The organism is Solemya elarraichensis gill symbiont (genome assembly GCF_002021095.1).
In the GTDB taxonomy this organism is placed as follows: domain Bacteria; phylum Pseudomonadota; class Gammaproteobacteria; order Chromatiales; family Chromatiaceae.
Map to the genome: position 1 here is coordinate 1 of NZ_MPRK01000027.1, position 12557 is coordinate 12557.

General features: G+C 52.3%; 14 protein-coding genes and 2 tRNA genes. 10 read left to right on the forward strand and 6 right to left on the reverse strand.

All coding sequences use genetic code 11. The annotated features are described in order from the left end of the window. From BOW51_RS02605 to BOW51_RS02635, 8 genes are all read left to right on the forward strand, one after another. A partial coding sequence (locus tag BOW51_RS02605) for a S16 family serine protease (RefSeq protein ID WP_370738147.1) occupies positions 1-550 on the forward strand: 550 nt, incomplete at its 5' end. Between the two features lie 68 nt (positions 551-618). Continuing rightward, entirely contained in the window at positions 619-756 is a 138-nt protein-coding gene (locus BOW51_RS11065) for a hypothetical protein (RefSeq protein ID WP_167367223.1), read from the forward strand. Positions 757-844: 88 nt separating this feature from the next. After that, on the forward strand, positions 845-1117 hold the full coding sequence (gene hbs / locus BOW51_RS02610; RefSeq protein WP_078476304.1) for a non-specific DNA-binding protein Hbs: 273 nt from the start codon (positions 845-847) through the stop codon (positions 1115-1117). A 15-nt stretch (positions 1118-1132) separates the two neighbouring features. Then, positions 1133-1208, forward strand: a tRNA-Val gene (locus tag BOW51_RS02615). A 6-nt stretch (positions 1209-1214) separates the two neighbouring features. Further along, positions 1215-1291 (forward strand) — tRNA-Asp (locus BOW51_RS02620). A gap of 75 nt (positions 1292-1366) precedes the next feature. Next, on the forward strand, positions 1367-3256 hold the full coding sequence (locus BOW51_RS02625; protein WP_167367224.1) for a SurA N-terminal domain-containing protein: 1890 nt from the start codon (positions 1367-1369) through the stop codon (positions 3254-3256). Positions 3257-3305: 49 nt separating this feature from the next. Then, positions 3306-4712, forward strand: a complete 1407-nt coding sequence (gltX, locus tag BOW51_RS02630) for a glutamate--tRNA ligase (RefSeq protein ID WP_078476306.1) — start codon at positions 3306-3308, stop codon at positions 4710-4712. Then, positions 4712-6382 (forward strand): glutamine--tRNA ligase/YqeY domain fusion protein, encoded by a 1671-nt coding sequence (locus tag BOW51_RS02635; protein ID WP_078476307.1) that lies wholly within the window; start codon positions 4712-4714, stop codon positions 6380-6382. Before gltX ends, BOW51_RS02635 begins: the two co-directional genes overlap by 1 nt. A 14-nt stretch (positions 6383-6396) precedes the next feature. Here BOW51_RS02635 and BOW51_RS02640 read toward each other — a convergent pair whose 3' ends face one another. From BOW51_RS02640 to BOW51_RS02650, 3 genes are all read right to left on the reverse strand, one after another. Next, positions 6397-7299, reverse strand: coding sequence for a patatin-like phospholipase family protein (locus tag BOW51_RS02640; protein ID WP_078476308.1), 903 nt, complete (start codon positions 7297-7299; stop codon positions 6397-6399). Positions 7300-7347: 48 nt separating this feature from the next. Further along, positions 7348-7905: a NapC/NirT family cytochrome c gene (locus BOW51_RS02645; protein ID WP_245828398.1), complete on the reverse strand. Its 558-nt coding sequence runs from the start codon at positions 7903-7905 to the stop codon at positions 7348-7350. A gap of 94 nt (positions 7906-7999) precedes the next feature. Further along, the gene (locus BOW51_RS02650) at positions 8000-8695 is read right to left on the reverse strand and encodes a c-type cytochrome (protein ID WP_078476310.1); all 696 of its coding nucleotides are present in this window, start codon (positions 8693-8695) and stop codon (positions 8000-8002) included. Positions 8696-8956: 261 nt separating this feature from the next. Between BOW51_RS02650 and gmk the strand changes: the two genes are divergently transcribed. Next, entirely contained in the window at positions 8957-9550 is a 594-nt protein-coding gene (gene gmk / locus BOW51_RS02655; protein ID WP_078476311.1) for a guanylate kinase, read from the forward strand. On the opposite strand, the gene BOW51_RS02660 is transcribed toward gmk, so the two are convergent. Both BOW51_RS02660 and BOW51_RS02665 read right to left on the reverse strand, forming a co-directional pair. Beyond that, positions 9547-9813: a glutaredoxin family protein gene (locus BOW51_RS02660; RefSeq protein WP_078476312.1), complete on the reverse strand. Its 267-nt coding sequence runs from the start codon at positions 9811-9813 to the stop codon at positions 9547-9549. The genes gmk and BOW51_RS02660 overlap by 4 nt on opposite strands. Before the next feature lie 27 nt (positions 9814-9840). Further along, positions 9841-10722 (reverse strand): phosphoribosylaminoimidazolesuccinocarboxamide synthase, encoded by an 882-nt coding sequence (locus BOW51_RS02665; protein WP_078476313.1) that lies wholly within the window; start codon positions 10720-10722, stop codon positions 9841-9843. Between the two features lie 147 nt (positions 10723-10869). Between BOW51_RS02665 and BOW51_RS02670 the strand changes: the two genes are divergently transcribed. Further along, positions 10870-11292 carry a hypothetical protein gene (locus BOW51_RS02670; protein ID WP_078476314.1) on the forward strand — a complete coding sequence of 141 codons (423 nt, stop codon included), beginning with the start codon at positions 10870-10872 and terminating at the stop codon, positions 11290-11292. 5 nt (positions 11293-11297) lie between these two features. Here BOW51_RS02670 and BOW51_RS02675 read toward each other — a convergent pair whose 3' ends face one another. Next, the gene (locus BOW51_RS02675; RefSeq protein WP_078476315.1) at positions 11298-12461 is read right to left on the reverse strand and encodes an MFS transporter; all 1164 of its coding nucleotides are present in this window, start codon (positions 12459-12461) and stop codon (positions 11298-11300) included. Positions 12462-12557: the final 96 nt, after the last annotated feature.

Here is a 12557-nt window from a genome sequence, read left to right on the forward strand (position 1 = left end):
CGGCATGATACAGACCGGACAACTTGGTGATGTCATGAAGGAATCGATTCATGCGGCCATGACAGTTGTACGTAGCCGTGCTGAATCACTTGGCATTGCACCCGACTTCTACCAGAAGCAGGAGGCGCATATACACGTGCCTGAAGGTGCGACCCCGAAGGATGGTCCAAGCGCAGGCATTGGCATGTGTACAGCACTGGTCTCTGCACTGACAGGCATCCCTGTGAAGGCAGACGTTGCCATGACGGGTGAAATCACCCTGCGTGGTGAAGTGTTGCCGATCGGAGGTCTCAAGGAGAAACTGCTCGCTGCGCACCGTGGTGGTATCAAGATGGTTGTTATTCCCGAGGAGAACGAGAAGGATCTTGTCGAGATACCGAAGAACGTCAAGGAAGGTCTCGACATCCGTCCTGTCAAGTGGATCGATGAGGTTTTCGATCTTGCACTGACGCGTCGTCCGGAACCAGCTGAAGTGGTTGCGGCACAGCCTGCCAAGTCACGCACCACAAAGAAGCGTTCGGCGCGCAAGGGCAGTGTGACCAAGCATTAATTCCTTTTTTAAGGATGGCCTTTACAAGCAGCCATGGACGGCTGTTTTTCAGGTTCAGGATGGTCTGAATGCAGCAACAAAAAAATGTCATGGAGCGGCTGATTGTCATGAAATATATGCAAGCCATTGATGCTCAAATGATTGTTGCACAGCAACCTTGTCAGACCCTTTTCCATAGAGTAAAAATAAGCCTTTTACGTGCTTGACACTCGCAAGATAGATGTGTTTAATCACGCATTCGGGTATAAATTACAAAGCTAAGCCCGACGCCACTTCTAAAGAGGAAATAAAATTATGAACAAGAGTGAACTTGTCGACGCCATTGCCGACTCTGCAGATATTTCAAAAGCATCAGCCGCACGTGCACTTGACGGTGCAATTGACGCCATTACTGGTGCGCTGAAAGATGGGGATACAGTCTCAATTATTGGATTTGGAACCTTCCAGGTTCGTGACCGTGCAGCACGTACAGGCCGCAATCCGCGCACCGGAGAAGAGATCAAAATTGCAGCTTCAAAAAATCCTGCATTTAAGGCTGGTAAAGCGCTTAAGGATGCAGTAAACTAGCGCGACTCAGCATAAGGGTGCTTAGCTCAGCTGGGAGAGCATCGCCCTTACAAGGCGAGGGTCGGGGGTTCGATCCCCTCAGCACCCACCATTTATTGGAGCGGTAGTTCAGTTGGTTAGAATACCGGCCTGTCACGCCGGGGGTCGCGGGTTCGAGTCCCGTCCGCTCCGCCACCTTGAAGAATTGGGGCATCCGCATGGATGCCCCATTTTTTTTGCATAAATAGACAGACAAAGCAGGTTAATAGCATGTTGCAAGCAATTAGGGATAAGGCACAGGGCTGGATTGCCTGGGTAATCGTTGGCTTCATATCAATTCCTTTCGCGTTATGGGGAATCCAGGAATACATTGGTGTGAGTGGCGAACAGGTTGCCGCCAAGGTAGCAGGATCTGAAATCACTCAGAAGCAGCTTGAGTCCAGTGTCGAACGTTTTCGCAGCCAGTTACGTGAAGTTTTCGGTGGCAAGATTCCCGAGGCTTATACTGATGAAGCGCTGCGCAAGCAGGTACTCGATGGAATGATCAGCGACGACCTTGTTAGCGGCCATGCCGAACAGCAAGGCATCCGCGCGGGTGATGGCATGGTCCGGGAGGAGATTCGCAACTATCCCACTTTCCAGAAAGATGGAAAATTCGATGCCGACCTGTACAAATCAAGCCTGCTGCAGCAGGGTCGTTCCCCCGCTATGTTTGAAAACCTGATCCGCCAGGATATTTCTGTCGATGTACTGCGCAGGGCGGTCAGTGATACTTCTGTTGTCAGTGATGCTGAACTGGACAGCTATTTAAGCCTCAAAGAGCAGCAGCGGCTGATCTCCTACCTGGTTGTAACCAACAGTCAGGACGCAGACAGCGAGTTGGTTAGCGATGCAGATGTTCGTGCCTGGTACGATGCTAATCCTGCAAACTACATGCGACCTGAACAGGTTCGCCTCGAATACCTTGAACTGAGCCGCGACATTATCGCCAAAGACATCTCGATCGATCCTGCTGCCATTCAAACCTACTACGATGAGCATAAACAGAGCTGGACTGCAGATGAGAAGCGCAGCATGCGTCATATTCTCTTTACTGTCGACAGCAAGCAATCTGATGCGGAAGCGAAGGCTGCGGCCGAAGCGGTGCTTGCACAGCTACATGACGGCGCAGATTTTGCACAATTAGCTCGTGAGCACTCTGCTGATCCGGGTTCTGCGAACGCCGGTGGCGATCTCGGCGTGGTCGATAAGGGTGTCATGGTCAAGCCTTTCGAGGATGCTGCCTTTGCTCTTGAGAAGGGACAAATCAGTGAATTGGTACGTTCCCGTTTTGGATACCACATTATTGAAGTGACCGACATTCAGGGTGGCGGTGTGAAGCCTCTTGCAGATGTTGAAGAGAGTATCCGCACACAGCTGCAGCAGGACGAGGCAGAACGTCTCTTTTATGATTACGCTGAACAGCTGGCGAATATTGCCTATGATTCGCCCGATTCCCTCGAGCCCGCTGCAGAAGCTCTTGGCCTGAAGGTGCAGGAGAGTGACTGGCTGGCACGCAGTGGTAATCCGGAAGGTATCGGAACGCCCAAGGTGATGCTTGCTGCATTTGGCGATGACGTGAAGCAACAGGGTTTCAACAGTGAAGTGATCGAACTCGATACCGAGAGGGTCGTCGTGGTTCGTATGCAGGAGCACCGTGAAGTTGCGACCAGGCCGTTTGACGAAGTTACCGACCTGATTCGCCAGCAACTTGAGCTCAAGGCAAAATCTGAAATCGCGTCGAAAAAAGCTGCTGCCTTGCTTGCTCGTCTTGAGGCGGGAGAAACAATCGATGTTGTTGCACAGGATGAAAACCTGGATGTCGAGGCAGACAAGCAGGTATCACGTGATACCAGCGATATCCCAAGTGCAATCATTAGCGCTGCATTTGCCCTCCAGCAGAGCGGCGACCAGTCTGCCTACACGACAGCAGCACTGGTTACAGGTAACCATGCTGTGATCGAACTCAAGTCAGTCACTGATGGTGATGTCGCTGCAACAAGCGAAGCGGCACGCAATGAACTGCGCAAGCAATTCGCTGACACACGTGGCAAAAAAGCGTTATCTGCCTATATCGAGTGGCTCAGGGATACTAACGAGATTGAAATTCTTTCGGAATAATTTGGCCGACAGGTTTTGCCCGACCGATTTCAGGTGACATGGAGAGATCATGACAATTCGTACCAGGTTTGCACCCAGCCCGACAGGTTTTCTGCATGTTGGTGGTGCACGAACAGCGCTGTTTTCCTGGCTTTATGCGCGCCGTCATGGCGGGCAGTTCGTTCTGCGTATCGAAGACACCGACCTTGAGCGTTCTACACGTGAGTCGGTCAATGCCATTCTCGAGGGCATGACCTGGCTGGGCCTGGAATATGATGAAGGGCCGCTCTACCAAACAGATCGTTTTGATCACTATGATGCCGCCATAGAGAAGCTGCTTGAGAGTGGTCAGGCGTATCGCTGTAACTGCTCAAGAGAGCGTCTCGATGAGATACGTGAAGAGCAGATGCGCAACAAGCAGAAGCCTCGTTATGACGGACATTGTCGTGATGCGCAGGTCTCTGCCGACGAGCCGCACGTTATCCGTTTCCGCAATCCTGATGATGGAGACGTCTGTTTTACCGACCTGGTGCGCGGTGAACTCGTCTTCAGCAATAACGAACTTGATGACCTGATCATCCGTCGTACCGATGGTTCACCGACTTACAACCTGACTGTTGTTGTTGATGATGCCGATATGGAGATTACGCACGTTATTCGCGGCGATGATCATCTCAATAACACACCGCGACAGATCAATATGCTCAGGTCTCTTGATCTGCCTGTTCCTGAATATGCACACGTACCGATGATTCTGGGTGACGACGGCGCGCGTCTGTCGAAACGCCATGGAGCTGTCAGCGTGATGCAGTACATGGAAGATGGTTATCTGCCTGAGGCATTGCTCAACTACCTGGTACGGCTCGGCTGGTCACATGGCGACCAGGAGATATTCTCACTCGATGAGATGGTTCAGCTGTTCAGCGTCGAGGGTATCAATCGCGCTGCATCGAGTTTCAATACCGAAAAACTCAACTGGCTGAATCAGCAATACATCAAGGATAATGATCCTGCACGTGTTGCCCGTCTGCTGTCGGGCCATCTCGGCAAGCGTGATATTGATCCGGCGATGGGGCCTGACCTTGTTGCCGTGGTTGAGGCGCAGCGCGAGCGTGCAACGACCCTTGAGGAACTCGCCGACATCTCACTTTTCTACTACAGTGATCCCGAGGCTTACAGCTCCAAGGCGTCAGTTAAGGCGTTGAAGCCGGCAGCACTGAAGCCGTTGAGAATGGCAGCCGCACAACTGGCTGAACTCGATAACTGGGAACGCGAAGCGATTCATGCTGTCATCAAGAGCACAGTCGAAAAACTGGATACAGGTTTCGGCAAGGTTGCCATGCCGTTACGTGCGGCCGTTACTGATGGAGCGCCTTCTCCAGAACTGGACCTGACACTCTTCCTGATTGGGCGTGGTGCGGTTACTAGGCGTATCGACAACGCGATCGCGCATATCGAAGCGATGGGTGAAGCCTGATGTCAGATGCGACAGATACAACGCCAAGTAACTTTATTCGCCAGATCATTGACGAGGAGCTTGCTGCCGGCAAACACGACATGGTAGCGACCCGTTTTCCGCCGGAGCCCAATGGTTACCTGCATATCGGTCATGCGAAGTCGATTGTGCTCAATTTCGGCATTGCCAGTGATTACCAGGGCAGTTGTAACCTGCGTTTCGATGACACCAATCCGCACAAGGAGAACAAGGAGTTTGTCGAGGCGATCAAGAAGGATGTCGAGTGGCTTGGCTACAAGTGGGATGCGCTCTATTTTGCCTCCGACTATTTCGAACAGCTTTACGGCTTCGCTGTTGAACTGATTGAACAGGGCAAGGCCTACGTCTGTGAGTTGAATGCCGAACAGATGCGTGAGTATCGCGGTACCCTGACCGAACCCGGTAAAGAGAGCCCTTACCGCAGCCGTTCAGTTGAGGAAAATCTCGAGTTATTCAAACAGATGCGTGCCGGTGAATTCGAGGATGGCTCCAAGGTGCTGCGTGCAAAGATCGACATGGCGGCTCCCAACCTCAACATGCGTGATCCGGTGCTGTACCGGATTCGTCACGGTGTGATTCACCACCAGACCGGCGCCGAGTGGGTGCTCTACCCGATGTATGATTTTACCCACCCGATCTCTGATGCGATCGAGGGGATTACACATTCACTGTGTACGCTTGAGTTTGAGGATCATCGTCCCTTGTATGACTGGGTGCTGGATAATATCTCCATCGATTGCCATCCGCGCCAGATTGAATTCTCACGCCTCAACCTGCAGTACACGGTAATGAGCAAGCGCAAGCTCACACAACTGGTCGACGAGAATCTTGTTGAAGGCTGGAGTGATCCTCGCATGCCGACGATTGCCGGACTGCGCCGCCGTGGTTATACGCCAGCGGCTCTGCGTGAGTTTGTAAAACGCATCGGTGTCACCAAGTCTGACAACAGTATCGAGATGGAACTCCTTGAGGCTTGTATTCGTGAAGACCTCGACCGCTGCGCACCGCGTCGTATGGCAGTTCTCAATCCGCTCAAGGTCACCATTACCAACTACCCGGAAGGGGAGTCGGAGGAGTTGCCAGCTGCGAACCATCCGAAAGATGAGTCGATGGGGCAGCGGTCAGTTAAGCTGACCCGCGAGGTTTATATCGACAGGGATGACTTTATCGAGGTCAGACCCAACAAAAAATGGAAACGCCTGGTCGCCGGTGAAGAAGTCAGGCTGCGCAACTCCTACGTTATCCGCTGTGACGAAGTGATCAAGGATGACAGTGGTGAGATTGTTGAGCTCGTATGCAGCTACGATCCGGATACCCTTGGTGCCAACCCGCCTGACCGGAAGATCAAGGGTGTCATCCACTGGGTATCTGCGGCACACAGTGCGCCTGCAGAGGTGCGCCTCTACGATCGCCTGCTGGATCATCCTGCACCGGATGCCGACAAGTCAGTCGAGGACTGGAAACAACACCTCAACGCCAATTCCCTCGTGACTTGCGAGAATGCACGTGTCGAGGCATCACTTGCCGATGCACCTGCCGGACAGCAATTCCAGTTCGAGCGTGAAGGCTATTTCTGCTGTGATTCGGAGAACGAAGGCGAGCGCCTGGTCTTCAATCGCGTCGTTACCTTGCGTGACTCCTGGGGTAAATAAGGCTCAATGAATATCTATTCTGCCATCATCCGATCAAGGTTCTTCTGCGTCATCCTGTAGCCAAAATCAATCAGCATTTCTGCCTTGTGGAATTCGTAAAACATACAGATGTCGATCGGAATCTTGATCAGCAGGTCGGGGTGGTATGCGGCTAGCTGGAAGCGCGTGATCAGGGCCTGCATGGTATCGATGGAACGGCTGATAATTTCAAGGCTGTCCGGGTCTTTGTGTTCTTTATGTGGCGTTGTCAGATGCAGACTCTCAAGAAAACTTTCGATGTTGCGCCTGTACCAGCTGTCGTTCTCGCTTGAGGTATGGTCCTGCGGCGGCTCTGGGGGCTCTCTGCTGACAAGGTCGTGTCTTACAGTTGCTGCGGCATCAACGGCAACTGTTATTTGAGTATTGTCACGAACGGTAGGAGCAATAGGCACCGGATTGACGAGGCCGCCATCAAGCAGCATGCGTCCGTCTGAATAAACAGGTGTAAACAGGGTAGGGATAGCGATGGAAGCGCGAATTGCATCAAACAGTGGCCCCGACTTGAGCCAGACTTCACGCTGTCTCTCGATGTCAGAGGCGACGGCTGTAAAGGAGATTGGCAATGACTCTATCTGGTGTTCACCAATCAGGTCGCGCAGCACAGAGATGATTTTTTCACCCCGGAAAATACCTGCGCCGACAGTGAAGCTTGGATCAAGCAGCCTGATGACATCCAGTTTTTCCAGTGCGCAGACCCACTCGGCATAGTCTTCGAGTTTTCCGGCGGCATAGATACCACCGATCAGGGCGCCCATCGATGAGCCTGATATCGACTCGATAGAGAAACCATTTTCTTCCAGGCAACGGATAACGCCGATGTGGGCGAGACCTCGCGCACCACCACTGCCAAGAACCAGAGAGACGCTTTTATTTTTCATCCTCTGAGTCTATCCTTTCCGGCAGACGAGATAAACTTGGCCTGCTGATCAGTCATCATCCTCTTCATCAGCAAGTGGATTTCTATGAGCAATGCCCTTGTGGCAGTCAATGCAGGTTTTATCACCTTTTTCTATCGCTTCCTGCATTTTCTCGGCTGACCGGCGGCGTTGTTCATGGAAGTTCATCGATTCGTAGCTGTGGCAGTTTCGACATTCGTGTGAATCGCTGGCTTCCATGCTGGCCCACACGCGTTCAGCCATGGCGAGACGGTTTTGTTCATACTTCTCAGGTGTGTCTATTGTGCCGGCAAGGTGGTGAAAAAGTTCATTGGTTGCCCGAATTTTTCGCAATAGCTTGGGGAACCACTCTTTGGGGACATGACAGTCCGAGCATATAGCACGCACACCAGATGCATTTGTGTAATGCACGGACTGCTTGTATTCGGCATACGCGTTGTTTTCCATTTCATGACAGGATATGCAAAATTCGAGCGTGTTGGTTTGCTCCATACTCCAGTTCAAGCCATTCCACAGTAGGGTGCCGGTCACCATGCCGGCGATCAGAATCAGCCCCATCCATAGCGCATTGTGGGGCTGAAAAACCATTTCCAGAGTTTCTTTATCAAGACAGTACTCACTTAGGCCGGTGCAGCATCATTGCTGCACCGGTGAAATGAATCGGCATTATCGAACTTGCTGATTACTCTTTCGGCAGTGTTTGCAGGTATGCCAGGATATCGACAGATACCTGCAGGTCAAAAGCACGCATCGCTGGCATTTTCTCGTCGGGCTGGCCGTTCAGAACTTTCTGGATGATTTCCCAGGGGTTCTTGTTGGCGAGCTTGCCAAGCGGCGGCATATCTTTTGGCAGCATTCCGTCCTTGGCGTGGCAGCCTGCACAGACTGTACCGTAGTAACGTGAGCCATTTGCTGCATCACCATTGGCCATTTTTGATTCGCGCTCGATCACAGCATCAATGTCGATCTGACCCTTGGTAACAAAGTCGGCGATATCGATGAAGTCCTGCTCGTCCATTTTTCCTGCGAAGCCGTGAGTCGCATCTTTCATTGCAGCAATGACTTTTGCATTATCGGCACCCTGCAGGTGCTTGAGGCCACCTATGCCTGTTTTATAGGAACCGGATGCATAGGCGCCATCTTTGCCCATCATGTCCCATCCGTGGCAGGATTTACACCTGTGTGTGGCGTTGCCCTTTTTCTTGGTATTTGATGCCGGCCATGCGGGATGTGTGTCAGCAGGTTTTTCGGCGCCTATGACCTTGAACCACTTGTCATAGAGTTTGCCACCGCGTGCAATCGAGGCATCATCGGCAAAGGCAAGAACGGGTTGGAACATCAGGGCAGCAACAATAGTTAAATAGATTATTTTTTTCATTTGAAGGCCTCAGCTTTGGTAGATTTGATTTTATTAGTGAATGGTCAGCTAATAATTTAAGACCAGCTTCTTTATGGCTGGATGGCAACCAATCGCTTATCGATTGATAATTATCAGTATAGCCTATGATTAGTAAGGAAAAGATAAAACATTCAAGTAAGGAATAGGATTGGTTTTCAAGACTTCAGTCAGTAATAGAAAACGCGTACAATCTTTTTTCTAAACATTCCCTCCATCTGAAATCAGAAAGAAGTGTGAATCATGCAAGAAGGTACTCTTTATATTGTTTCGGCGCCCTCCGGTGCGGGAAAAACATCGCTCCTGAAAGTACTGGTCGATGACCGTGATGACCTGAATGTCTGCGTATCACATACAACCCGTGCGCCCCGGCCCGGTGAAGAGACCGGCGTGCACTACCATTTTGTCAGCGTTGATACATTCCAGCAGATGGTTGCCAATGACGAGTTTCTTGAGCATGCCCAGGTGTTTGACAACTTCTATGGTACGGCGGAATCGTCAGTCCGTACGGAGCTGGGTGCCGGCAGGGACGTGATCCTCGAGATTGACTGGCAGGGTGCGCGCCAGGTACGCGAACGTTTTCCAGAGGCCATCTCTATCTTTATCGTGCCACCAAGCGTGGAGGCATTAAGGGAGCGTCTCTCTGGTCGTGGACAGGATAGCGACGAGATTATCGAGCGACGTATGCGCGATGCGATGAGCGAGATGTCGCATCAACAGGAGTACGATTTCATTGTCGTCAATGATGCGTTCGATGTTGCAGCGGAAGACCTGCGTGCAATCGTTCGTACCCAACAGCTCAGGGCAGGTAGGCAGGTCGACTTCGTACCAGCTTAAGTCCGCAGCACCACACCCGCTTCCTCAAGAAGTTTTTTCAGGCGCTTTTCATCGTAGCCGAAGAGTTTACGCTTACCGACGGTGATTACCGGTACGCCACGTGCCTTCATGCGCTGAAACTCGGCCCATGCCCTGTGGTTGTTTTCGATATCGAGTTCCTGGAAACGTACACCCCATTTTTTCATCACCTGTTTTGCCTGCCTGCAGTGGCTGCAGGCAGGCGCTGTATAGATGGCGATACGGGGCGCCTTTCCCTGGTTCATGATAGAGAAGGTTTTGCCGTGACCAGGTTACCTGGTCAGAATTTCCTCGGCCTCGGCATATTTGGCCGATGTCTTCTCAATGATCTCCGCTGGCAGCTCTGGCCCTGGTGGTTTCTTGTCCCAGTCGAGCGTCTCAAGATAGTCGCGCACGCTCTGCTTGTCGAAGCTCGGTGGGCTGATGCCCGGCTGGTACTGGTCAGCAGGCCAGAATCGAGATGAATCGGGTGTCAGTACCTCGTCGATCAGGTGCAGGGTGCCTTCATCATCAATACCGAACTCGAACTTGGTGTCGGCAATGATGATACCGCGCTCGCGTGCGTAGTCTGCCGCCTCGGTATAGATTTTCAGGCTCATGTCACGAACCTTTGTGGCCATCTCTTCACCCAGCAGGTCGATGGTCTGCTCGTAGCTGATGTTCTCGTCATGCTCGCCTACGGCCGCTTTGGTTGACGGGGTATAGATAGCTTCAGGCAGCTTGTCAGCCTGCTGCAGTCCGGTCGGCAGTTCAATACCACAGACAGAACCTGTTTTCTGATAATCCTTCCAGCCCGAACCAATCAGGTAACCGCGTACGATTGCCTCGATCGGCAGCGGCTTGAGACGCTTGACGACAATTGCCCTGTCACCGAGCTGTTCGCGTTGTGCGGCGTCCGGGACGACTGATTCAAGTGACATGTCACTGAGATGATTGGGAACCATGTCCTTTGTACGCTCAAACCAGAAATTGGCAACACGGGTCAGTACCTCGCCCTTGCCGGGAATAGGCTGTGGCAGGATGACGTCAAATGCCGACAGGCGGTCGCTGGTGATAATCAGCAAGTGCGCGTCGTCGATGGCGTAGATATCCCTGACTTTTCCGCTGTGCAGGAGTTCAAGGTGTGGCAAATTCGATTTGAGTAGTGAGGTCATAATGGTTGTAAATATTTCAGAACAAGGATCGGATTATATCCATAATTTTCCCTCCAGGGTAGACATGTTGGCTTTTTCCCCGGAAAGGTGGATGCTATGCTTTGTTGATCAGATTCAGAGCCTCAAAATTGTTGAAGAGTGAGAGAGATGTCCGATTTTCTGACCGCATTCAAGGGAAGATTTGTATCCACACTGCGCTGGCCGCAACTCGATGAGCTGTGGCAGCGTCTACGTCAGGATGCCGATGCAGGCTGGTATCTCTACACGGTTGGCAATCCGCCACCTTCGCAGCCCGCTGGCGAAGCAGGTGTAAGCAGTTTCATCGATGAGATTGATGACATTCTACGCACAGGCCACAAGGAGGACTATTGTGGCATCGTCTATGCTGATGACCTGCACAATCCCTCGCTTGTGAAAATCTATGATCCGGGCAACCTCGGCGTCTCGTGCGGATATTCAGACAATCCACCACCTCCGGGTTGGGTGATGAGTAAACTGCCTCCTGCTGATATCCTGCCGCCGGTGAAAAAGAAAAAATGGCAGATCTGGAGTGGTATCGGCAATCGCTGACTATTTCACTTTTCCCTTGTATGTTCCAGAGACGGTTCCTGTTTCAGTTCATGGATCAGGAACAGGGTGAAAATGATCAGGCCGCTGCACAGGAAGATGACACTCTCCCAGTCTGAATTAGCATAGACCCGGCTCGGTATGTGTGAGCCGAGCGCCCCACCCGTGTAGTAGAACGCAAGGTAGAGGCCATTGATGACGCCGTGATGATGATCCAGGCTGCGGTTCAGCAGTCCGGTCAGCGTTGTGTGGACAAGGAACATGCCGCCACAGAAGAAAAAGAGACTGCCAACGGCATAGAGGTAGTCGTCCTTGAGCAGGGTTACGGTGCCGATGATGTACATCAGCAATCCGGTGATCACCAGGCGTGTCTCCGGCTTGAAGCGTGCCTTGAGCCGGCGGATGTTCAGGCTGATTATCAGGCCAACCAGGTAACCGAGGTAGAGCAGTCCCAGTTCGACATTCGTGACGAGTGGGTCGATGCGGCGCATTTCAAACGGCAGCAGGGTTGTTACCGCGGTAAAGATGAAGAAGACGATAAAGGTCGTTGTGTAGGCGGCCCGAAAGCGGGGCAGGGCGAAGATATCTTTCGCAATTGACCAGCGAATACGTGCGAATCCGCTACCTGCTTCACGTGGCAACTTGTGCAGGGCGGGAATTGCGCAGAGATAGAGAAACGCCATCACCAGCGGCGGTGAGACGAGATCGAAGGATTCTGAAACCCAGCCTGCCATCATGCGACCAAAGAAACCACCAATGATGGTGCCGGCTATAGAGAGCCCCATGGCGTGTGGGCGGGCACTCTTTTCTACCGTGGCCGAGGCGTAGGTCATTGCTGCAGTCATCAGTGCCGGCAGCAGGAGTCCCAATGCTACGCGGGCGGCAAACCAGTTGCTGTAATCAGGCACTGCCCACATCCACAACTGGGTGATTGCGATGCCAATCGCAGAGACATAGAGCATGGTGCGTGTCGAGACTCCTTCAAGCAGATATCCATAGGCAATCGGCATGAGGCCCAGCGGCAGTAGTGTTGCCGTCATCAGCAGGGCGGTGTCGGAGGATTCTATTTCAAACAGCTGTGTCAGCGATGGCAATAGCGGCTGGGGCAGATGTAGTGCTGCCGGGGCAAGCAATGCAAGGTAGAGGATGACCAGTGGTGGGCGTGTGTTCAAACGCTGCGCGCCAAGGAGAGAGAATCGAAGGCGCGTAGTCCCCGGTAGCCACTAGGCGAGACTGTTTTTCTGACGTGCGCCAGCGCCAAAGGAAAA

Coding starts and splice junctions, on each gene's coding strand:
- BOW51_RS02670 (WP_078476314.1), top strand. CDS start 10,870: ATGTCCGATTTTCTGACCGCATTCAAGGGAAGATTTGTATCCACACTG.
- BOW51_RS02665 (WP_078476313.1), bottom strand. CDS start 10,722: ATGACCTCACTACTCAAATCGAATTTGCCACACCTTGAACTCCTGCAC.
- gltX (WP_078476306.1), top strand. CDS start 3,306: ATGACAATTCGTACCAGGTTTGCACCCAGCCCGACAGGTTTTCTGCAT.
- hbs (WP_078476304.1), top strand. CDS start 845: ATGAACAAGAGTGAACTTGTCGACGCCATTGCCGACTCTGCAGATATT.
- BOW51_RS02645 (WP_245828398.1), bottom strand. CDS start 7,905: ATGGTTTTTCAGCCCCACAATGCGCTATGGATGGGGCTGATTCTGATC.
- BOW51_RS02625 (WP_167367224.1), top strand. CDS start 1,367: ATGTTGCAAGCAATTAGGGATAAGGCACAGGGCTGGATTGCCTGGGTA.
- BOW51_RS11065 (WP_167367223.1), top strand. CDS start 619: ATGCAGCAACAAAAAAATGTCATGGAGCGGCTGATTGTCATGAAATAT.
- BOW51_RS02650 (WP_078476310.1), bottom strand. CDS start 8,695: ATGAAAAAAATAATCTATTTAACTATTGTTGCTGCCCTGATGTTCCAA.
- BOW51_RS02635 (WP_078476307.1), top strand. CDS start 4,712: ATGTCAGATGCGACAGATACAACGCCAAGTAACTTTATTCGCCAGATC.
- gmk (WP_078476311.1), top strand. CDS start 8,957: ATGCAAGAAGGTACTCTTTATATTGTTTCGGCGCCCTCCGGTGCGGGA.
- BOW51_RS02640 (WP_078476308.1), bottom strand. CDS start 7,299: ATGAAAAATAAAAGCGTCTCTCTGGTTCTTGGCAGTGGTGGTGCGCGA.
- BOW51_RS02660 (WP_078476312.1), bottom strand. CDS start 9,813: ATGAACCAGGGAAAGGCGCCCCGTATCGCCATCTATACAGCGCCTGCC.